Raw genomic sequence first — 22,741 nt, forward strand, 5'->3', positions numbered from 1 at the left:
AACCTTAAAAAACCTGAGATAGGTATAATTATCTGCAAAATGTACACATAAGTAAATGCAATCAGTAAAATTTTATAAATAAAGATTGCTATTGCTAATGATAAGCTTCACCGATATCCTGCTACGAGTGCGTGGTGAGATCGCTACTATGGGAGAGGGTATTTCTGGCACAACTGTATGACAGAATTTAGTCTGCAAGCTCCCTTTAGTCCGACAGGCGATCAACCACATGCGATCGCCCAATTAGTAGCCAGTATCCAAGCTGGGAATCGTTACCAAACTTTGCTGGGCGCTACGGGAACCGGTAAGACATTTTCAGTAGCTGCGGTAATTGAGAAGGTTGGTAAACCCACTTTGGTATTGGCACATAATAAAACCTTGGCTGCACAGCTTTGTAATGAGTTGCGGGAGTTTTTTCCCCATAATGCTGTTGAGTATTTCGTTAGTTATTACGACTATTATCAACCGGAAGCGTATATTCCAGTTACCGATACTTATATTGAGAAGACAGCTTCGATTAATGATGAAATAGATATGTTGCGCCATTCAGCGACGCGATCGCTTTTTGAACGCCGTGATGTCATCGTCGTTGCTTCTATCAGCTGTATCTACGGTTTGGGGATTCCCGCAGAATACCTCAAAGCTGCAATTCCCCTAAAAATTGGCATGGAAGTCAACCAACGCCAAATTTTGCGAGAATTAGCATCTGTGCAATATAGCCGCAACGATTTAGAAATGGGTCGGGGAAAGTTTCGCGTCCGGGGTGATGTGTTAGAAATTGGCCCAGCCTATGAAGATAGAATTATTCGCGTTGAATTTTTTGGCGATGAAATTGACGCTATCCGCTATATTGACCCAGTTACTGGTGAAATTATCAACAGTTTGCAAGCTGTAAATATCTACCCAGCGCGTCACTTTGTTACCCCAGAAGAACGCTTAGAAATTGCTTGTGACGATATTGCAGCAGAACTAAAACAACAAAAAGCAGATTTAGAAGCAACTGGTAAATTATTGGAAGCGCAACGCATAGATCAGCGGACAAGATATGACTTAGAAATGTTGCGCGAAGTTGGTTACTGTAACGGCGTAGAAAACTATTCCCGCCACCTGGCTGGTAGAAAAGCTGGGGAACCACCAGAATGTTTAATTGATTATTTTCCTAAAGATTGGCTATTAGTTATTGATGAATCTCACGTTACTGTCCCGCAAATTCGCGGCATGTACAATGGCGACCAAGCTAGGAAGAAAGTATTAATTGAACATGGATTTAGACTTCCTAGTGCGGCTGATAATCGACCTTTGAAAGCTGATGAATTTTGGGAGAAAGTTAATCAATGTATTTTCGTTTCGGCTACTCCGGGAAATTGGGAATTAGAGATTTCCGATAATCAGATAGTTGAGCAAGTAATTCGCCCTACAGGTGTCATCGATCCAGAAATATTTGTCCGTCCCACAGAAGGACAAATTGATGATTTATTAGGAGAAATTAAAGACAGAGTTGACCTTCATGAAAGAGTTTTAGTTACTACTTTAACTAAGCGGATGGCGGAAGATTTAACAGAATATCTGGAAGATAATGGCATTCGCGTGCGCTATTTGCACTCGGAAATTAATTCCATTGAACGCATTGAAATTTTGCAAGATTTACGTGCAGGTAACTTTGACGTATTAGTAGGAGTCAACTTACTGCGGGAAGGCTTGGATTTACCAGAAGTTTCTTTAGTAGCAATTATGGATGCAGATAAAGAAGGTTTCTTACGCGCCGAACGTTCTTTAATTCAAACCATTGGTAGAGCTGCACGTCATGTCAAAGGCCAAGCAATCATGTATGCCGATAACCTGACAGATAGCATGATTAAAGCTATTGAAGAAACAGATAGACGGCGAGGAATTCAAACGGCGTATAACAAAATGCATGGAATTACGCCGCAACCAATTGTGAAGAAATCTAGTAATGCGATTTTGTCCTTTTTAGAAGTTTCTCGACGCTTAAATGCAACAGACTTAAAAGTAGTAGATGAGCATATAGATGAATTACCCTTAGAAGACATTCCCGACTTGATTGTGAAACTCGAAGCCCAGATGAAGGAAGCGGCGAAAAAGCTAGAATTTGAAGAAGCTGCGAGTTTGCGCGATCGCATCAAGCATCTGCGAGATAAAATGCTGGGACGTTAGTACTTAAAAAAGGCAGGAGGTAGGATTTCCTTCTGCCGCCTCTATCTTAGGTATGAAAAGCTAAAGCAAAATCTTGTTTTTCTGCATTGGTAGTGAGTGTAGCACCAGTTAATAAATTTATGCTTTGGGTAATGGTTGCTGTGGCTGGCTTCCACTGTCCTATTAATTCAGTTGATGGTTGACAGTTAACTGTTAACTGTCAACGACGTAAGGTTAAATGTGTTGTAACTCCTCCAAGCGTGCCAGTACTTCCATACTGTGAATATTCGGATTGACTTTCACAAATGTCTCCCGGAGAATCCCCTCTGGATCGATAATAAAACTGTGGCGCATAGAGACATAACCAATCCAAGAACCGTAAGCTTTACTCACTGCACCGGTAGTATCAGCTAATAGCGGGAATTTTAGCCCCTCAGAATCACAAAATTCCGCGTGAGAATTAACATCATCTGCACTCACACCAATGATTTGCGCATTCTTTTTGATATATTTGGGTAAATCTTGCTGAAACCGACGCGCTTCTATGGTGCAACCAGAGGTAAAGTCTTTCGGGTAAAAATAAAGCACTACCCACTTACCACGCAATTGGGAGAGAGATATTGTCCCGTTACCCGTGTTAGTCGGTAAAGTAAACTCTGGTGCAGGTTGATTAATTTTTGGTAGCGTTCCACCTAACGCATCAGCAACAGCAGTAAAGTTTAGCCAACTGATGAGGACAACACAGCTGGCAAATATTATGCTGAAAAAATTACGACGAGATATCATGTACAGATCGGAATTATAACTTTACATAAGTTTACAATTCTTGGTTGCCCTTTAACTCTGGCTGAGATTCAGGAGGATTATCTGTACTTTCGATATATTGACTATCGAGGAGAAAAGCTCCCTTGGTAAAGCGAATACCCCAGTATCCACCGGGACGGCGATCGATTACCGTACCTTCTTCACCCAGGTGAATCACATCCGGCGGACGCAGCATGGGCATAGGTTCAGCAGTTTTGACGTAAGGTGGTAGTGCTACCACCCGGACTTTACTACCAATGATAAATTCCTTAGACATGAGACATAGTGATAATACAAGGAGTGGTCAAAGGGCGTAGGAATTAGGGATTGGGCATCGCACCCCATCCTCCACATGAAAAATCTTACCTTTATTTTTCAGCTAGTCCACCAAGAGCGATATCTTTCCCCATCAAAACCCTATATGTAGCCGACTTCAATTTAGGAGTATGAAAATCATCATGCCCAATGCCCTATGCTCAATGATGCCAGTTGCTACAACGCGGGAAACCCGCGCAACGCACTGGCTCCCCAATGCCCATTTTCAAATCTATGTATTTATTTTATAAGAGTGATTATAACTAGGTTATTATTTATCGCTGTCATAATTTAAACAACTAATGGTGAACTCTACCCTCGTGTCCACAATCTATGTCAACTCTCTACAAGGGAATGATGCTAACGCTGGTTCGCGGTTGAGTCCCTTTAAAACTCTCACCCGTGCTTTAAAAGCATCGACAAAATTTACGATTATTCAGTTAGGGACTGGTACTTATAGTACCGCTACTGGTGAGGTATTTCCCTTAATTATCCCAGTGGGGGTAATTGTCGTTGGTAATGAAGCTAACAAAGGCGCTGGCATTGTCATTATTGGCGGTGGAAGTTATCAAAGTCCCAGCTTTGGTACACAAAATATTACGTTGCTATTACAGGAAGATGCTAGCCTGAGGGGTGTGACTGTCACAAATACCACTTCTAAAGGTACTGGTGTTTGGATTGAATCAACCGCACCAAATGTGTCTAACAATACATTTATTAACTGTGCGCGGGAAGGAATATTTACCACAGGCTCAGCCAAACCGGCAATTTTAGATAATGTATTTTTGCAAAATGCTGCCAGTGGGTTAACAATGGCACGCAATAGCAAAGGGGAAGTGTTGCGGAATATTTTTCAGAAAAATACCTTGGGGATCGCTATTAGTGACTTTGCTGCACCTTTAGTAGCAAATAATAAACTAACCGAAAACCAAACGGCGATCGCTCTTTCCCGAGATGCAAGGCCTGTATTGCGGCAAAATACGATCGCCAAAAACACCAAAGGCGGTTTATTGGTAAACGGTAACGCGATCCCCGATTTAGGTAATACCCAAGACTCGGCGGGAAATGTTTTTCGTGATAATCAAGAATTCGATTTACAAAATGTCACCGCATTACAGCTAGTATCTGTTGGTAATCAATTAAACCCTATTCAGGTAAAAGGAGCAGTCGATTTCCTCTCAGCTACAGTAGAAGTTCCCCATCAAGTATCTGTTGGCACTAGTTTTTATGACCTCGGCGGACATTGGGCTGTAGCTTTTGTCGAGGCTTTAGTCGCTAAAGGCTTAATCACTGGCTTTCCTGATAGTTCCTTCAAACCAAATGCGCCCATCACTCGCGCTCAGTATGCTGCTATAATTGCCAAAACTTTTCCACCACCAAATGGGAGTAAGGTCAGTAATTTTACAGATATTAAACAAGATTATTGGGCCGCCTCAGCCATTTTACGAGCTGCCAATATGGGCTTTATTAGTGGATTCCCTGATGGCACTTTTCGGCCAGAACAAAACTTAACTAAAATTCAGGCAATCGTGTCAATTGTCAATGGTTTGCAATGGAGTGGGGGGAACCCGAATGTGTTGAGTGTCTACCGCGATCGCGCCCAAATTCCTAGTTATGCGACTAACGCAGTTGCAGTTGCTACCCAAAAACTTCTGGTAGTCAATTACCCAACAACTGAACAATTAGAACCAGTCAAGGATATTTCCCGTGCTGAGGTTGCAGCATTAATTTATCAAGCATTAGTTGCTATTGGTCAAGAAAAAGCGATCGCCTCGCCTTATATTGTCAATCCTGAAATTAATATTCCGTCCTTCAGTGACCTTAAAGGACATTGGGCAGAAGCATTCATTCGCGGCTTAGTTAGCATGGGTTTAAGTAGCGGTTTTGCTGATGGTAGTTACCAGCCAGATAAACCCATGACTCGCGCCCAGTATGCAACCTTAGTGGCAGTAGCGTTTAATCCTACAGCTAAACGCCCAGGTATAGATTTTACTGATATAGCTAAGAATTTTTGGGCAGCTACAGCCATCCAAACTGCGGCTAGGGGTGGATTTGTCAGCGGATTTAGCGATCGCACTTTCCGCCCCGATCAAAATGTACAGCGCTTACAAGTAATTGTCTCCCTAGTTAACGGCCTAGGCTTAGCCCCAGGCGATATGAATAATTTACTGGCTTATAGCGATCGCAATACTATCCCCGAATACGCCCGTCAAGCCGTAGCCACCGCCACCCAACAGCAAATAGTAGTTAATTACCCAGATCTTAAGCAGCTTGTGCCAGTTCGTGAAGCGACACGCGCTGAAGTAGCAGCAATGGTTTATCAAGCATTAGTGGCAATTCAGCGCACAAAAGCAATTAATTCACCATATATCGTCTCCCACACAAGCGATTGACCAAGTAGAATAAGAAACATTTCCTATTAATTTAAAACACACTTGGGCAAGCACCCTGTAGCTAAAAGCTCTTTTGCTGATCAGCAATGGGTAACAAAAATCACTTATGTCTGAAGCTCATAGCTCCATGTTAACCCCAGTTACAGACAATTATGCCGACTTAGCAACGGCCTTATTAACTCACTATAGCTTTGACCTCAGCGGTTATACTGCCAGTGAGCTAATTAGACGTTGGCAAACCAATTACCCCATTGATTGGCTACACATTGCCGTGATTGAAGCCTTGTATCAAGGTCGTTACAAAGCAGTTTCAGTACAGCAAATTTTAAATTTTTGGCAACGGCGCGGGCAGGCGACTTATCATTTCAACATGGAATTTCAACGTTTGATTTGTAGCAAATTTCCCGAAAGCTTAACTTCCGTCTCTACCCCTGTGTTATATCCAGCCAAGAAAAGTCTCAGTCCGGAAAATAATAACTATCATTTAGCATCCGCCAGTGTTTCTGGATTACCCAGCCAGTTAGATCGGGAATATAGCCAAAGAAAACTTACATCAGTTAAAGCGCTTCAAGAAGCCCAACAGCCTGTTATCAAGCCAGATAAACAAGCAGATGTATCTTATACTCCTGCGCCTCCAGTGGCGGCTGTACAACCCAGTGTCCAACCAGAAAGCAATAATAAATCCCAGCGACTACTACCAGCGAGTGCAACTCACCATCCTATTGGACAATTTACCCCCGAAACCAGCGATCGCACTGAATCGTTTACATCAAAACTTAAAGCTATGTCTACCAGGCCAATGGTAGGAAGAAATTATACAAGAGAAAAAATTAAAGATGAAAATAGTGCCGTAAATTGATATTTATAGATATTATTAAAAATACCCAGGGCAATCGCCGTAACAAAGGCATTGTCTAGATTATTTTCGCCCCATTAATAAATAAGTTGTCATTGTCCCACCTCTAGGAACTCGAATTTCACCTCGTCTTTGCAACAAAAATTCATTGCGTAAACGTTCGTAGGTATTTTGGGTAACTTGAATTTGTCCAGGAATTCCTTGAGATTCCATACAGCTAGCTAGGTTGACGGTTTCTCCCCAGCGCTGATAGTTAAATTTTTCGACTTCCATAATTCCCACGACAACTGGGCCGCTGTGAATGCCGATGCGGATGTTAAATTGTTGGTGATGCTCGCTATTAAATAAGGCGATCGCAGTTTGCATATCTAAGGCCATGTGAGCGATGGCTTGTGCATGATCCGATCGGCGCACAGGAAAGCCACCAACTACCATATATACTTCATTAACCGTCTGGATTTTTTGGAGACTATATCGTTCGCTTAGGCGATCGAAAGCAGCAAAAATGGGATTGAGTAAGCTAACCAATTGTATCGCACTCATGGAAGCCGCAATTTTGCTTAAGCCAACAATATCAGCAAATAAAACTGTTACCTCCGCAAAATCTTTGGCGACAACATCTACTGCTTGGGGAGGTTGAACAACAACTGCGGAAGAAATATTTTGTAACAGCCGTTTAGTTTCTTCCTGTTGCTGACGTAGTGCTGCTTCTGCTAAGATTCTCTGGGTAATGTTGCGAAAAATGCCTCGAATAGCTGCTGGCTTGCCTTCAACAAATTTACAATTAATATTGCCTTCTAAAAAGATTGTTTGCCCATTCTTAGTCACAAATGCAGTTTGCACTTGTTCTAAAGTTTCGCCCGACATCATCACGTTGTAAAACTTTTGTCGGCTTTGTTGTTTAAAATCAGGATGAATAATATCAAAAAGATTCATTTCGGCAATTTCTGCCTGACTATATCCTAAAGCTTTTCGCCATGCTTTATTCACATATAAAATTCGTCCATAAACATTAACAGACTGAATTAAATCGTTAGCATTTTCTAATAAATCCCGATATTTTTCTTCACTTTCGATTAAAGCTGCTTCTATATATTTGCATTTGATAAAATTAGCAATTTGACTACCAATAGCAACAACTAATTGCAATAGTTCTGTATCTTTTTGTTGCACCTCTTGACTCAAAAATACCATAACCCCAATAATTTTATTATCGTCTAAAATTGGGAAGCCAAATGCTGCGTGCAATCCAGCGGCGGCGGCGGCGGGCGATCGCTGTACATCATCATCATTAGCAATATCTTTAACCCAAAGTGGCGAACGTCTTGCCCAAATTCTTCCAGGTAAGCCAACACCAGAATTATAAGTAGTCTGCCAAGTAATCGCTTTAAACTCCCGCGCTGAAACTAAGCGAGTTGATTTAATTTCTACACATCTCAGTACAGCATTGCTACTATCTGTTTGCACCGATGTAGTTATATATTGACCTGGTGTCCACAATTCTCCTAAGTCCCAACCTAGAGTTTGACAAATTGCCTGCAAAATTCTCGGCATTGCCTGCTTGATGCTTTGGGCTTCTGATAAAATGCGAGTAATAGCATACTGCGCGCAAATACGTTGTTCTCGGCGCTGGCGATCGGTAATATCCCGACCGATATAAATAATATCTTCTAATTTATCTAAATGTTTAATAACTGAACAAGAAAAAGCTATTAATAATTTTTCTCTTCTTTTGCTGCGGCAAGCTACTTCTATATTTGAGGAATTTTGCTGAGACAAAAAATATTTTTGTAATACATTTTGAAATAATTCATAATCATCAATTATTAAGGAAATTGACTTGCCTACTAGTTCGGCTTCACTGTAACCGAATAATTTTTTAGTTGCAGCATTTACTTTTTTAATAATTCCTGCCGGACTGGTTACCAACAAGGCATCTGCCATTGAATTGATAACTTGTTCCATGTAATTTTTGTAAGCAACTAAAGTACTTGATAGGAGACTAGCTTCATGATATCTTTGGACTAATTTATGTTCTAGGGCTAACCTATCTGTTACTTCTTCAATGAGAACAATTAATTTACTTTCGGCATGAGAATCAATTTGCTCGCCAATAATGTATATATCTATGTAAATTTCTGATGTCTCGTTTGAATCCCGTCTAATCCCTTCTAATTCAAATAATTCCTGTTCTCCTACTAAGATAGATGTAAAAATTCCTTCCAAACCGATAAATTCAGGAAAACTGAGGCGGACATCGTTTCCTAAAATCACCTCTTCTGGTTGAGCGGCAAATTTTTTTGCTTCCTCAGACATATCTAAAATATGTAAATTCCCATCCAGTTCCAAGCGTTCAAATTTGCGTTGAAAAGAAGGTTTATTGAAAATCCGCTCTAATACCTGGTATTTCATATTGGTGAGGGAATAAGCATTCAAATTATGACTGAATGAAAACTCAGTATAAATTGGAGAAATGTAGATGAGAGCAGGATACAATTCTCATGATTGTATATCCCCATTCCTCTACTGAGAATTTAGCAATCCATATCTAACATTCAGTTTTCACAATTCACCGCACAGCACCACTGATAATTTTGTAACTTATTGCTGCCAATAGTTATTAGCTATACAAAGCTTAATCGAATTTTTTTAACGATTGTTCATTGGTTTACCAGTAATTTATATATTGCTGAATAAATATCTATTTAGTAAATATATATTACTAATGTGATGCTGATTAATAAAATTTTGTTGAGCAGGCTCTTCTTTTGACGAGGACACTGTAGCAATCCTAACTTTCAGTGAAAAAAAATCTATTGCCAGAACGCCGATTACGCCTGCCTCTATGACTAATTACACAATTGAGATAGGATAGCTATATGAAAGCATATCTCAAATATATTAAACTATTTTTGTTTTTCTAATTAACTGTTGATCGGTGAATTTTTCAAAAAAAGAAGTTGATCATCATCTTTAGCTAGACAATAGCTACAACCTAGCCATCAGGTTTGAGCTAGAAATAATAGTATCCCAGGGCAAACATTGTCTGTAAGTAAATGGAATCAGAGGTTAATTTCTGTAGAGACTTTGCAGCCAAAGCCTCTACAGCCTGAATGTTCATCACATTCCAGAATCTTGAATAGCGAAGATTTTACCTATTAGCAGCCAACTGATCTAAGAAGGAGATTTTAACAGCCAAATTGATGATATCTTGATTGGTTCTTCTATTTTTAAGTTCGGCATTATTCAGAGCTACAATATATGGTTGTCCATCAATTACGCCAATGATGGGGCCACCAGAAGAACCGCCGGCTGTGTCGCAATCATGATATAGGATATCGTTCTCCTCTTTTACAATACTACATCCAGCTTGAAATCCTGCTGTCCATCCTTTACCAGCACTTAAGTACTCGTAACCTTTTTTACTAGGATCAGGAAAGTCACCAGAGTAGCCGACAAAAAATAATTTTTCCTTTTTATTAATAAATGCTGTAGGTGGTAGAGACTTCCAGCCTAAATAACCATACTTGCGACCGAGGGGTTTATCAATTTTCATAATTGCCCAATCGTTAACTTGATCGCTGAGGTTATCACCAGTAAAGTTTGTGCCATAAATTATTTGCACTGCTTGGGCGACATCTCTTCTATTGCTGACAGCACCATTGATCACATTGGGTAGAAACAGAATTTTTTGACTGAGTTGATGAGTTTCTGGATCAATTACACAGTGGGCATTTGTTAGCACTAGATCGTCAGCAATTAAAGTACCAGTACAGTGGTAGCTTTTAGCATCAGTTGTGGTTCCTTGTACCCGGCCAATAGTTGACCAAGGGTAATCTCGACTCAGCATGGGGACGCGATCGTCTATACCATCGGGAATTCCCCGTCTACCACCAGTTGGTTTTTGAGATTGTCTCAATCCCGAAGGTTTAAATGGGTTACCATTACCTTGGATTTTTGTTTGACCTGGTTTGAATTCGGTGAATTTAGGTGGAGAACTGGGTTGTGATTCAGTCTGTGCTTGGACAGATACTGAACCGCCCAAAGCGATCGCACTCAGTAATCCGGTAACAAACAGGGCTAAAGATTGCTTGTATACTGATTTTTTACTCATTGGATGATTTCTCCAGGATTAAAAGGGGGGCTAGGGATGAAATGAAAAAATTACCTATTACTTGTTCCCTAATTACAAGTCAGAAGGGATCGGATGTTTTATGCTTTGTTGGGTGCAAAGCGATCGCGATTAACTATCTTTACTATTCAACTCCCTGGCTCCTATATCTGGTTAAGTTAGCTAATTTATACTTACGAGTTACTATATCTCTAGTGATTTGGAGCTTATGCAGTTTTTTGGAAGTTTACAGAATCTTTAGATTGGGCGATCGCCTGTAAGGGATTAACTGGGAAATAGTGTTGACGGTTGACGGTTGGAACAAATTCAGCGATTCTAACTAGTACCAAAGTCACAGATTGTGGCATAATAAGCCGACGCATACACTACTCGGCAACCAGTCGTGGAATATAACGAATCGATCAACGACATTGCTGCTGCTTTGCAACAGCCAGCGGATCTTACCTTTGAACTGCCCGATCCAGAAGACGAACAGATTCCAGAGTCGGATTTTCAACAGCAGCTGGATGTAGCATGGCAGGTGTGCGATCGCTTTGATTTACAAACCGAAATCTGGCGGGGGCGAATTTTACGGGCGATCCGCGATCGCGAAAAAAAAGGTGGCGATAGTCGCGGTACTGGTTTTCTCAAATGGCTCAAAGAACGAGAAATTAGTAAAAGTCAAGCCTACGCCTGGATTCAGCTAGCTAACAGTGCGGATACTCTCCTAGAAGAAGGCAAACTCGACCCAGGTGCAGTCAATAATTTTAGTAAACGCGCCTTTGTCGAAACCTCCAAAGCTTCCCCGGAAGTGCAACAAATGGTGAGTGAAGCCGCCCAAAAAGGCGATCGCATCACCCGGCGCGAAGTCCGTCAACTCACCGACGAATGGACAGCCATGTCGTCAGAGTTACTACCTGAACCAGTGAAGGTAAAAGCCGCAGACAACACCCTTCCCCCTCGCTACATCGCCCCCTTGGTGAAGGAACTCGAAAAACTCCCAGAACCGCACCAAAAATATTTACAAAAAGAAATAGCAGCTAACCCGGATGTCGATACCTTAAAGCAAGTCACCACCGAAGCCCGCTATCTGGCAAAATACTTAAAATCCGCTGCTCAAGTTCAAGCTTTAATTCAAGCCGACGTTAATATTGAAACCGCCTTAGAAGAAGCGCAACGAGTCGGTTGTTTAACCATAGCGGCTGACTTAGTCAATCAAGCATCGCAAATGGAACAAAACATCGCCAAGTTATACATGACTTGGAAGCGCATTAGCAATTTAGCCGATCGCTTATATGTAGATACAGGTGCAAGTACACCAAATTTGCGATCGCTTCTTAGCAGCATAGAACCCCTAGGTGGCGAAATCATGGAATTGCAACTGAGTGGGACTATCGAACATACCATTCGCTTACAAATCCAGGAAATGAATTAGAGTCCAGAGTCCAGAATCAAATGTCTATAGTCAATAGTTGAGAATTTCTTAACAATTGACTGTTGACTGTTGAAAATTGACCAATGACCATAAATATTCCCACATCCAGCAAAGTCACCGCTACAATTTCTTTAAATTAGACTCATAGGCGATCGCATTTCTCTGGCGATTCAAATATGTTTGTCGCCAGGACTTCAGTCCTGTATTTTGCAACACCTCTGCGCATCGCATTTATGTAGCGCTTTTAAAGATGTTTGTAGTCAGGACTTCAGTCCTGTATTTTACAGCACGGAAATGCTCACTCCAAACTCATAAAAATTAAGCGCAGTGACTCCCAAAATGCAGCATCAACTAAGTCGGTAGTAAATCAACCAAAATATATTACAAAATCTCAATACACTGAAAATTCTTACCAATGACAAATGACAAATGACCATTTATCTTTAATTACGCAAACTTACTAAAAATAAATTACAATCAGCCGGAGTGAATAATGTTAAGAAAATTACTAAATATTAATTGTTTACCTGCTGTAATCTTTACTTTGACAATTGGAGTTGTTGGCTGTGGAACCCAAGCCACAAGCACTTCATTTACCCAAACTACCACTAGAGTTAACTATAATCTGCCGCGAGTTGTTGCCACTACAAGTATCTTATGCGATCTAACTAAACAGATTGCGAAGAATAAAATTAACCTGACTTGCTTGATTCCCCCTGGTACAGATCCTCACCGTTACCAACCAAAGCCGGAAGATCGCACAGCAGTAGAACAAGCAAATCTGATTCTCTATAACGGCTATAATTTAGAACCAGGATTAATCAAACTAATTAAAGCAACTAAAAGTTCTGCACCTAAAATCCCTGTAGCGCAAATTGCAGTTACTCAGCCACAAAAGTTCCGTCAAGGTAAGAACATAGTCACCGATCCCCACATTTGGCACAATGCCAAAAACGGTATCAAAATGGTGGAAGTAATTAGCAACAATTTAATCAAATTAGACTCGAGTAATGCTGAAACTTATAAAAGCAATCAGGTAAAAATTAACGCCGAACTTACCCAATTAGATAAATGGATTAAATCGCGAATTGCTAGTATTCCTGAAGAGAGACGCACCTTAGTCACTCCCCATCATGCGATGAGTTATTATGCTAAAGCTTATGGTCTTTCATTAATTAGCACTAACAAAAGGCCAACATCCATACAAATGAAAAACTTAGCTACAAAGATTAAACAAGCTGAAATACCAACAATTTTTAACGAAACAGCAATTAACTCTAATGCTATTGAATCTGTAGCCACAGCAGCCACAGTCAAAGTTTCTGAACGAAACCTTTATTCTGATGGGCTAGGAGAAGGAGGAACAGGGGTTGAAACATATCAAACCATGATGACAGCCAACACGCGCACAATTGTTGAAGGTTTAGGCGGAACTTACCTCATATTTCCTCCTAAAGCTCCAAATTAAAGCTATAAATTGCTAATTCTTAGCCATCTATCGATATACTTGATGGCATCTGAAATAAGATTTATTAGCAAGAAACTAAACCAATTATTTGCACCTATAGATATAATTTCTACGTTGGGTATGCTGATTGAAACTTAGGTGCTGGAGATAAATTTGTGGAATTCCTTGATAATTTCTTTTATTCAGGAAATTTTATCCCTCATGGACATTGTTATCTTTGGAAGCCAGATTTAGTAGGTTTACACCTGATATCGGACGCTTTGATAGCACTTTCCTATTATTCAATTCCCCTGACTTTGATATATTTTGTCAGCAAAAGAGAAGATGTCCCATTTAAGTTAGTATTTCTCTTATTTGGAGGATTCATCATTTCTTGTGGTACTACTCATGCAATGGAAGTGTGGACACTTTGGCACCCTGTTTATTGGCTATCCGGTGTCATAAAAGCTCTAACTGGATTCATTTCTTTCTACACAGCAATCATCCTCATACCTTTAGTTCCCCAAGCACTTGCTCTTCCTAGCCCAGCACAACTAGAAGCAGCTAATCAAGCTTTACATGTTGAAAATATAGAACGCCAAAGAGTAGAACTTGAATTAAGACAGTATAAAGAAGGTTTAGAAAAGTTAGTAGAACAGCGAACTGCGGAACTAGCAAAAACTAATGAGAGACTTCAGCAAGAAATTATTCAACGTCAAAAATCCCAAGAAAGAATGGCAGAATTATTGCAAGAAGTCAACAGCGCTAATCAAGAGTTAAATGATTTTGCTTATATAGTTTCTCACGATTTAAAAGCTCCGCTGCGGGGAATTAGCTCTTTGTCGGAGTGGTTATTACTAGATTATAATGATTCATTTGATGAACCAGGCAAAGAATTAGTCAGATTGCTGATTAATAGAGTCCAAAAAATGTACAGTTTAATCGATGGAATTTTGCAATATTCACGATTAGGCAACCTCAAAGAAGAAGTACAGCAAGTCGATTTAAATAATGTGGTTACAGATGTAATTGAATTGCTAGCTCTACCTGAAAACATGGAAATAGAAATCAAAAATAGATTACCTCTTGTGAATATTGAAGTAACCCGCATCCGGCAAGTTTTTCAAAATTTATTGAGTAATGCGATAAAATTTATCGATAAACCCCAAGGTCACATTATTATTGATTGCACTGAAAATAATAGTTCTTGGCAGTTTAAGATTTCTGATAATGGTATAGGTATTGAAGAAAAGCATTTTAATAAAATATTTCAGATTTTTCAAAAGCTAGCCAATGACGAAGAATCTGATAGTACGGGGATTGGTCTCTCATTAGTGAAAAAAATCGTTGAAATGTATGGCGGTCAAGTTTGGGTAGAGTCGGAAGTAGGTAAAGGTAGTACTTTCTTTTTCACTTTGAAAAAATAATTACCTGATCTTAATTATGATCATAAAAGATGCGATCGCTCTTTTAACTTCCGCCACTTTTTTTCAGAAACTGCCGTAAAATTTCTGTAGGTTTGCGATCCCAAGTATCTATATGCTCATATATCAAGCCATCTTGATTAAATTTATAATTTGAATACCCATTAAAAAAGATTTTCGCTTTCCAGGGAACGCGCAAAACCCCACGAACTGTCCACTTCGCTAAAATCGTATCTTCTGCGGACTGATAAACTTCATGAACATCAAAGTAAATTTGCTTGAAAAATAACTGAGCGTGAAAGCGTAAAGTCCAAAATATAATTCGATAATTAAATTTATATTTAAACTTATTTACTGGATCGCGAAAATAAATGTCCTGGGTATATATATCATAAGAAATATCTTTTTCAAACAAAGTCGGTAAGTCATGTTTGAGAGTTGCAATTACCTGTTGTATCTGCATTAAGTTTCCTCGCACTTGTTCAAAAAAGATTTCGCCAAAACCGTTCTAACTTCTGCCACAAAGATAAACTTCTTTGATTATTTACTACACCTACACTCAAATCAGACAAAGTGGGAAACGATGCCGATTGTGCATACAGTTTATTACGCAGTACTTGAGCTAAAGCGCCATCATTTTCTCGCAAACCTTCATAAAAAAAGAATACCTCTCCCTTAATTCCTCGTCTGCGATTACATTCAATTGCCTTAATTAAATATTCAGGACTAATACAATAGGAACCAAGTTTCATTAAAATTCCTGGTGCTAACTTGGTTAATGTTGCATCTGTAAATTGTTCAGTTATCAAGCGATTAATAATACATTTATAACTGAGAAAATCGCGACGATAAATTTGCGGGTGAATCATATCCACTATTCCCCGATTGAGCCAACTAACTGAATCTTGCAGATATTCTTTAAATCCCCAATCATAAATATTGGGGGACATAGAGACAATTAAATTCGGGTTAATTGCTTTCACTTCTTGATAAAGACGAGCTAAGAATTCAGTTAAAATATCTGCACGCCATTGTAACCACTGCCTATCTTGAGGGTTTGCTGGCGGATTTTGGTGAAACTGTTGACGATAAAGGGCGATAGTTTGCTCATCATAGCCACCTTCAGCAGGTAAAGCAGGTAAGCGATCGTCACCTTGAATCCCATCAACATCATAATTCTTCACAACTTCCAGCACTAAATTTAACAGAAATTCTTGCACTTGCGGATCGAGGGCGTTCATCCACTCAAAACCATTCTTTTGCAGTAGTTTACCATTGCGATCGCGTGCCGCCCACTCCGGTTTCGTCTGCAACAGCAACCCGCCATTAGCCTTGTAAGAACTCGCAAAGCCATATTCAAACCAAGGTATAACTTTTAACCCTACCCGTCGCGCTTCGACAATTAATTCTCTTAAAGGATCTCGTCCAATAAAATTAGGGTTAATTTCTACACCAAATGTTTGCTGCATCAATTGACTAGGGTAAAAAGTGACTCCCTGATTCCAAACCACAGGAAACACCACATTAAATCCCGTCTCCGCCAAAAAATCCATAGCCTCAGCAATGCGTTGCTGAGACCTTAGTACTTTACTATCGGTATTGGTTAACCAAACACCGCGTATTTCTATCAAGCTCATCTGCCGCAATTTTTAATTCACGACTAGCTGACTATACCGCGCTTTGACCACCATATAAATACCATAGGCAATTAAACCCAGTGCCACAAAGCCTAAAAGCCAAGCGCCATAAGCTTGTTGCGCTAAAGCCTGTAACGCCTCATCCAAACCGCCAGCAGCTTGCGCATTAGATTGAGTTGCAGCTTGAATCAAAAACCAACCAATAATACAAAATACAATTCCCCTAGCTACCAAGCCAAATCGACAAATACCTATCACCCACTTTTGTTCTTTATGGCTTAACTCAGTTAAATTTAGTTCTCTGCGAAACTTTACACTATAAGCTTGATAAAACTGATAAAAGCCTAAGCCAATGATAAATGCTCCTCCAGTTCCCACTAACCATTGACCAAAGGGTTGAGTAAGTAATTTTGCTGTCCAATCTTGGGTAGAGTTACTATTATTATTCCCCCCGGAACCTAAGATAATTTGTACAGCACTAAAAGCTAAACTCCCGTATAAAAAACCATTAATTACATAGCCAATTCGCTGTGCCCAGCCTTTCGCATCAGTACCTTTATTTTCTGGATCTTTGATTGCTTGGACAAAACGCCACAGCACATATCCAATTAAGCCAATTGCTATTAAAGTTAGCAGCAACTGACCAAATGGTTGCTGCGCAATGGTTTGTAAAGCTCCTTGCGTATCAGTTGTTCTCCCACCTGTACCAAAAGCCACCTGAGCCGCTAGTAACCCAACTATAGCGTAAACTATTCCTTTGGATGCATAACCAAATCTAGCTAATCTTTCCACCCATCCTGAAGGATGATGCATCAGATGTTGTGTCATATTAGTTGCCTATAGAAATAATATTTTTTAGCAAGATTTACTCGGTCTCTACATCTATCTATTGGTAAATTCAGTAAATACTCAACAAATATTTTTAATCGATAGTAATTAAACAACTATTAACAAAACTTCTCTGTTAACAGATGTTTCCATGAGAAATATATCAGCATAATTCAATTATCGCTGAGAGATTTTCTCGGTATTTTAGCTAGTGGAGTAGGATTGATGACTGCTGTAATACAAACTTCTTGGACTCACGAATATATCACTACCAATGGTGTAAAACTACATTACGTTACCCAAGGTGAAAGCCCTTTGCTGCTGATGTTACATGGATTTCCTGAATTTTGGTACTCTTGGCGACATCAAATTCCAGAATTCGCCCCATACTTCAAAGTTGTCGCCTTAGATTTACGTGGTTACAACGATAGCGATCAGCCAAAAAAGAAATCTGCTTATGTCATGGATGAATTTGTCAAAGATATTGCGGGAGTAATTCAAGGCTTAGGCTATGAAACATGTGTATTAGTAGGACATGATTGGGGAAGTGCGATCGCCTGGAATTTCGCCTATACTTACCCAGAGATGTTAGAAAAATTAATTATTCTTAACTTGCCCCATCCGGCAAAATTTGCTCAAGGCTTACTGACTCTGCAACAATTAATTCGTAGTTCCTATATTTTCTTTTTTCAGCTACCTTGGCTACCAGAATTACTCATCAAACGCTCAGACTATGCAGCAATTGAACGCGCATTTAAAGGTATGGCAGTTGACAAGAGTATTTTTACTGAAGTAGATATAGCAGCTTATAAAAATGCTGCTGCTAAACCTGGTGCTCTCACTGCGACTTTAAATTATTATCGTAACGCTTTGCGGCAGCGAATCTTTAAAAGAAATTGGGGAATTTTAACTGTACCAACTTTGATGATTTGGGGCGAAAACGATACGGCTTTAGGTAAGGAACTTACTTACGGTACAGAAGCTTATGTTCAAGATTTGCAAATCAAATATATCCCCAATTGTAGCCATTGGGTTCAGCAAGAACAGCCAAAATTAGTCAATCAGTATATGCAAGATTTTCTTGAGATTTAAAAGCGCAAAAATGCTTGTTTTCCGCTAATAATCAGCCATTAGGCAATTTATATTAATAAATTCTAAAAAACTCTATTAATTTATGCAAATTCTTTACAAGAATTAACAGTAATTTAATAGGAGTGATTTTGCTGGTCTTTCTGCATCATAAAGCCGCCAAAACCTTGATAAATAGGCAATTCATTGATAGCAAATAACTTGCTTACTCAAATCTCTTATGTACTCAATTAACATAATTGCAGAAAATTAGTGAGATAATAGAACTGTGAGGAAAAGAACGGATATAACTTGAGTACAAAGGGGGATATTATGAAACTCCAGCTATTAGCAGTTCTAGCCTTAGCAACTCCCCTATTTTTCACTACCGCAGTCAAAGCTGATAACCCGCAAGACTTACAAAAGTTGTTAACAACTGGGGAATGTATTGATTGTAATTTAAGAGGTGCAAACCTCAGTAGCGCGCATTTAATTGGAGCCGATCTCAGAGGTGCAAATCTCCAAAATGCTAATCTCAGTGGAGCTAACCTTGAAGGTGCTGATCTCACGGGTGCAAACTTAACAGGAGCTAACTTAACTTCAGCGTACATAACCAATGTGAATTTGAAGCAAGCCAACCTCAATAATGCCAATTTAACTCGTGCCAAAATTTACGATTCTAATGTTTATCAAGCATCAATGAATAATTTAACTATCACTGATGCAGAAATCTATCACACGGGAATTGGTGTTGGTGGAGAGGATGCAGAAATTCCTGATTGGGAATAAGCTGAACTGAGTAAGTATTAGCATAACTTGGAGCTTGTAGATTTAGGATAAGAAAAACTGAATCCTAGCGAGTTAGATCCTAAATCTCTCTCCAAAAATTACAAAGATATTCTCAGCAATTTTGTCGTTGATATGTAGACATTAAATTTTTCTGGGAAAGGGAAAATAGGTAGGAGTCTATTAACGACAGGAAATAAAGCCAAACTGAATTTTTATGCGATCGCCCAATCTACATAGCTGCGATACCATAAAAATATTTTTCTGTCTAGTCTACTTCAACACATAAAAACTTTTATTACGTATTAATATCACTAGCAATGGGTTAATTGACGAACACGGCTTAAGATAGCTTTAATATCCGGCTCAATCGGGTTTTAGCCTTGTATAAATAAGAAGTGGACTGACTTTTGCGTAATTTGTACTTCTAATTAAGTACGATAATGGGCAACTGACATGACATGGGATAATAGCAACCTGAGGATTCCAGTTGATTTAAAAACAGAACTCAGAAAGCTGACTTTTATAGTTCCTGCTGCCATCTGACTTCTATCCTCCTACTTAATTGCTACCTTGTAGTTGATCGAGTAGTGGTTAAAGGACAATTATGGTGATAGGACACTAAAACCATTTTGAACCCAAACTCAGTTGTAACGATGCTCTCGAGCATCACCTAATCAACACCCTTGAGGTTGTAATTGTCCAGATTAGAGAAACTCAACTGTTACAATTTATGGAAGCGAAAATGCAAGAACCGGAATTCACAGAAACCAAGTCTTCAGAGACCACGATGACAGACATCAACAATCAAAGCGGAACCATCACTAAACTCCAGCCACCCGTGCAGTCTCAAGAGCAATGGCTAAAATATGGAGAACAAATCTCTAGCTTTTTAGGGACGCTACCCGAATATCTCGGAAACTTCTTTAATCAATACAAGCAGCCCCTAGTTTCCGTCGGGTTAATCGTCGGATCAATTGTCGCTGTTAAGGTATTATTGGCAATCTTAGATTCCCTTAACGACATCCCCTTAGTAGCACCTACCTTTGAATTAATTGGTATCGGTTACTCCGCTTGGTTTGTTTATCGCTATCTACTCAAAGCTTCTACCAGGAAAGAGCTAACCAACGAAATTACCACACTCAAATCACAAGTTGTTGGTAAAAACTCTCCAGAGTAATGTATTGCTGAATACAGTTTTCCTGCCTCATGTGCATCCTCTGTGCTGCTGTTAGGAAGGAATATCCGTAAAACTGTTCGCGATAAATTTTAATTAATTGTAGCCGCTACCAATCAAGGTGCGGCTACACATTTAAGAATCCCGGAATTCCCCAACAAATAAGCGCAGCGAAAATTGTGCAGTCGGGGGATTTTCACTTAGGTAAGCGGACAATGTGTTTTGAGGGAATTGTTTCCAATCGCCCCCTATAAACTAAAGCTTGATGAACCATCGCCGCTACCTCAGCCCTCGTAGCTTCTTTATTGGGGGCAAAAACTTCTAAATTAGGATAACTAACAACCAAACCATTAGCTGTCGCAGAAGCTATTTTATCAGTCGCATATTGAGGAATATCTTGAGCATCTTTGTATATTTTTAACACCTGCTCTGGTGATGTCGGAGTTTTAAGATTCAACCCGCTAACCAAAGCTACTAGCACTTGTACGCGAGAAATCTTTTGTTCCGGTTGAAAAGTTTGGTTGGGGTAACCTTTCAAAAATCCTGTATTAATAGCTTGGTTAATTGCGGAATTTGCCCAGAATTTATCTTGAATATCCTTAAATTTGGGCGTATTTTGAGCAGGCCGATCTTCAAAAGCTTGTTGCAAAATCGCCGCAAATTCCGCACGGGTTACAGGCTGATTAGGTCTAAAAGAGTAATCTGGAAACCCCTTAATCATAGCGCGGGAAGAAAGAACATTAATAAACTGCCGACCCCAGAAATCTTCAGTTACATCATTAAATGCGATCGGTGGTGGGATAGTTGACTTTTTCTTCGCGGGAGTTACCAAAGAGAATGGTTGCGCAAAGGGTTTGCTGGAAGACAAAGGTGCTTGTACTGGAGGGGAAGTAGTAGGAATAATAGGAGTTACTGGTAAGACTGAAGTAGAAGGTAGCTGGTCAATATCCCGTGGAACAGTGGTAGGTTGAACAATAGATGTAGCTAAAGGTGAGGGTACAGTCTCGGTATTGGGCTGCACTTGGGGAACAGGAGAAGGTAACTGTTGATTTTGCTGAATATTAGGCGACTGAGTTGGAGATAAAGATAGTATCCCGTTGAAATTCCAGTCTGAATTCTTACGAGACAGTGACCAAAATAAAATTACCCCAATCGTGCTGAAAGCAACCAGAACAGCGATAAAATCATCAAAGCCAAGGGCATTTTTTGAAGATGACTCAGGATCGGTAGGCGGTGTATTTGTCATCGTAGTACCCTACTAGGGAAAAATCAGTATCTTAAATATATTGAACACTCAAATATTAATACCCAAATTAGTTTTCCGGATCTTTTTGGCTGTATAACCTGCATAAAATGTTACATCACCACCAATAAAATAGATCCCCTTATCTTGTATACTCCCCCAACCGCTACCTTATGTAAGGCTATAGTGTAGACATCGCTACTCTGTGACACACCAGTTGCTACAACGCAGGTTCCTGGTGTAACTTCATGGCTCCTCTATGTCCTCTGCGGTGCAAAAAAAGATTGTTTCCAACACAGAGGGTACAAAGAATGAAAACTATGTATGGCTTTGAACTATCCTCTATTTCAAATCCAGTAATCCTTCTTCCTTCAACTTAGGATTAAAGCGAATTTGTGTTTGGCAACCACGAGTTTCTAAAACAGCTAAAATATCAGCTTCAACTCGCCGTGCTACATTTTTGAGAATTTTCATTTGTGCCACTTCATCATTGAGTGGATTTTGATATTTTTCCTGCTCTTCAGGCGTCATTATCACTTTAACATTGATGGGATTTGTCCATTCTCCTTTGCTATCTCCATTACCTAAGGGTAAACTGCCATTTTCTTTAATCCAAGCCTGCTCGATACTTTCTAAAATCGTGCGGTTTGGTTTTTCAATAGTTTGAATTTTTATCCAATAGCATTTTTGTGTTTGACGTACTAAATGCTGTTTCAGACTCAGATAAACATCGCGAGAATAACCTACAAACTGCAATACTTTTTCTCGGTCAAAGATGGCATAAACGCCAATTTTACCCTGAAATTGTTCAGGTAATTGACCATTTTCATCAATGTAGGGAACATATACCAGCGTTTCTAATACAGGAATATTTGTCTCATTGCTCATAACTTAAATTAGTAATTTAATCAACTGATAACAATCGAATATGAAGATACATAAAATTTATCCTACTCAGTCACGATGGGTTTGTTTAGTTTCCAGCTTCCAGCCTGAGAGTGTTAATGTGCAACCTCACATACAATTGCTAATAAAATCAGCTTATGAGATTTTGCGACTTCTC

The 22,741-nt window shown here is 39.5% G+C and carries 19 protein-coding genes; 9 read left to right on the plus strand and 10 right to left on the minus strand.

The window, feature by feature from the left end:
• Nucleotides 1-177: 177 nt before the first annotated feature.
• Nucleotides 178-2,175 (plus strand): excinuclease ABC subunit UvrB, encoded by a 1,998-nt coding sequence (gene uvrB, locus H6G41_RS07925; RefSeq protein ID WP_190745246.1) that lies wholly within the window; start codon nucleotides 178-180, stop codon nucleotides 2,173-2,175.
• A gap of 213 nt (nucleotides 2,176-2,388) precedes the next feature.
• On the opposite strand, the gene H6G41_RS07930 is transcribed toward uvrB, so the two are convergent.
• Both H6G41_RS07930 and sipA read right to left on the minus strand, forming a co-directional pair.
• Nucleotides 2,389-2,940, minus strand: coding sequence for a peroxiredoxin (locus H6G41_RS07930; protein ID WP_190745248.1), 552 nt, complete (start codon nucleotides 2,938-2,940; stop codon nucleotides 2,389-2,391).
• Between the two features lie 31 nt (nucleotides 2,941-2,971).
• A complete protein-coding gene (gene sipA, locus H6G41_RS07935) occupies nucleotides 2,972-3,235 on the minus strand; it encodes a regulatory protein SipA (protein WP_190745250.1) in 264 nt (87 codons plus the stop codon).
• Between the two features lie 340 nt (nucleotides 3,236-3,575).
• Between sipA and H6G41_RS07940 the strand changes: the two genes are divergently transcribed.
• Complete coding sequence (locus tag H6G41_RS07940; protein ID WP_190745252.1) at nucleotides 3,576-5,666, plus strand: S-layer homology domain-containing protein; 2,091 nt, start codon at nucleotides 3,576-3,578, stop codon at nucleotides 5,664-5,666.
• Between the two features lie 106 nt (nucleotides 5,667-5,772).
• Nucleotides 5,773-6,525: a hypothetical protein gene (locus H6G41_RS07945; RefSeq protein ID WP_242037832.1), complete on the plus strand. Its 753-nt coding sequence runs from the start codon at nucleotides 5,773-5,775 to the stop codon at nucleotides 6,523-6,525.
• Nucleotides 6,526-6,585: 60 nt separating this feature from the next.
• Here the strand turns inward: H6G41_RS07945 and H6G41_RS07950 are convergent, their stop codons facing one another.
• The 3 genes from H6G41_RS07950 to H6G41_RS07960 form a co-directional block, all read right to left on the minus strand.
• The gene (locus H6G41_RS07950) at nucleotides 6,586-8,934 is read right to left on the minus strand and encodes an adenylate/guanylate cyclase domain-containing protein (RefSeq protein ID WP_190745254.1); all 2,349 of its coding nucleotides are present in this window, start codon (nucleotides 8,932-8,934) and stop codon (nucleotides 6,586-6,588) included.
• A gap of 739 nt (nucleotides 8,935-9,673) precedes the next feature.
• A complete protein-coding gene (locus H6G41_RS07955; RefSeq protein WP_190745256.1) occupies nucleotides 9,674-10,636 on the minus strand; it encodes a serine protease in 963 nt (320 codons plus the stop codon).
• Between the two features lie 224 nt (nucleotides 10,637-10,860).
• Nucleotides 10,861-11,016, minus strand: coding sequence for a hypothetical protein (locus H6G41_RS07960; RefSeq protein ID WP_190745258.1), 156 nt, complete (start codon nucleotides 11,014-11,016; stop codon nucleotides 10,861-10,863).
• Between the two features lie 20 nt (nucleotides 11,017-11,036).
• Between H6G41_RS07960 and H6G41_RS07965 the strand changes: the two genes are divergently transcribed.
• The 3 genes from H6G41_RS07965 (at nucleotide 11,037) to H6G41_RS07975 (ending at nucleotide 14,942) form a co-directional block, all read left to right on the plus strand.
• Nucleotides 11,037-12,068 (plus strand): hypothetical protein, encoded by a 1,032-nt coding sequence (locus tag H6G41_RS07965; protein ID WP_190745260.1) that lies wholly within the window; start codon nucleotides 11,037-11,039, stop codon nucleotides 12,066-12,068.
• A gap of 493 nt (nucleotides 12,069-12,561) precedes the next feature.
• A complete protein-coding gene (locus tag H6G41_RS07970) occupies nucleotides 12,562-13,536 on the plus strand; it encodes a metal ABC transporter solute-binding protein, Zn/Mn family (RefSeq protein ID WP_190745262.1) in 975 nt (324 codons plus the stop codon).
• 155 nt (nucleotides 13,537-13,691) lie between these two features.
• Complete coding sequence (locus tag H6G41_RS07975) at nucleotides 13,692-14,942, plus strand: ATP-binding protein (RefSeq protein WP_190745265.1); 1,251 nt, start codon at nucleotides 13,692-13,694, stop codon at nucleotides 14,940-14,942.
• A 43-nt stretch (nucleotides 14,943-14,985) separates the two neighbouring features.
• Here H6G41_RS07975 and H6G41_RS07980 read toward each other — a convergent pair whose 3' ends face one another.
• From H6G41_RS07980 to H6G41_RS07990, 3 genes are read right to left on the minus strand one after another with little or no spacing between them, the layout of a single operon-like run.
• Nucleotides 14,986-15,402 (minus strand): DUF2358 domain-containing protein, encoded by a 417-nt coding sequence (locus H6G41_RS07980; protein ID WP_190745267.1) that lies wholly within the window; start codon nucleotides 15,400-15,402, stop codon nucleotides 14,986-14,988.
• A gap of 19 nt (nucleotides 15,403-15,421) precedes the next feature.
• Complete coding sequence (locus H6G41_RS07985; protein ID WP_190745270.1) at nucleotides 15,422-16,576, minus strand: glycoside hydrolase family 10 protein; 1,155 nt, start codon at nucleotides 16,574-16,576, stop codon at nucleotides 15,422-15,424.
• Nucleotides 16,577-16,588: 12 nt separating this feature from the next.
• Nucleotides 16,589-17,404, minus strand: a complete 816-nt coding sequence (locus H6G41_RS07990) for a DUF1206 domain-containing protein (RefSeq protein ID WP_190745272.1) — start codon at nucleotides 17,402-17,404, stop codon at nucleotides 16,589-16,591.
• A 225-nt stretch (nucleotides 17,405-17,629) separates the two neighbouring features.
• Here H6G41_RS07990 and H6G41_RS07995 point away from each other — a divergent pair, with 225 nt between their 5' ends.
• The 3 genes from H6G41_RS07995 (at nucleotide 17,630) to H6G41_RS08005 (ending at nucleotide 20,438) form a co-directional block, all read left to right on the plus strand.
• On the plus strand, nucleotides 17,630-18,496 hold the full coding sequence (locus H6G41_RS07995) for an alpha/beta fold hydrolase (RefSeq protein WP_190745274.1): 867 nt from the start codon (nucleotides 17,630-17,632) through the stop codon (nucleotides 18,494-18,496).
• Between the two features lie 309 nt (nucleotides 18,497-18,805).
• Nucleotides 18,806-19,261, plus strand: a complete 456-nt coding sequence (locus H6G41_RS08000) for a pentapeptide repeat-containing protein (RefSeq protein WP_190745276.1) — start codon at nucleotides 18,806-18,808, stop codon at nucleotides 19,259-19,261.
• A gap of 742 nt (nucleotides 19,262-20,003) precedes the next feature.
• Nucleotides 20,004-20,438, plus strand: a complete 435-nt coding sequence (locus H6G41_RS08005; RefSeq protein WP_190745418.1) for a CAAD domain-containing protein — start codon at nucleotides 20,004-20,006, stop codon at nucleotides 20,436-20,438.
• 193 nt (nucleotides 20,439-20,631) lie between these two features.
• On the opposite strand, the gene H6G41_RS08010 is transcribed toward H6G41_RS08005, so the two are convergent.
• The gene (locus tag H6G41_RS08010; RefSeq protein ID WP_190745278.1) at nucleotides 20,632-21,681 is read right to left on the minus strand and encodes an S-layer homology domain-containing protein; all 1,050 of its coding nucleotides are present in this window, start codon (nucleotides 21,679-21,681) and stop codon (nucleotides 20,632-20,634) included.
• Between the two features lie 339 nt (nucleotides 21,682-22,020).
• On the minus strand, nucleotides 22,021-22,566 hold the full coding sequence (locus H6G41_RS08015) for a GIY-YIG nuclease family protein (RefSeq protein ID WP_190745280.1): 546 nt from the start codon (nucleotides 22,564-22,566) through the stop codon (nucleotides 22,021-22,023).
• Nucleotides 22,567-22,741 lie beyond the last annotated feature (175 nt).

The sequence above is a fragment of the Tolypothrix sp. FACHB-123 genome (genome assembly GCF_014697075.1).
Lineage (GTDB): Bacteria > Cyanobacteriota > Cyanobacteriia > Cyanobacteriales > Nostocaceae > Aulosira.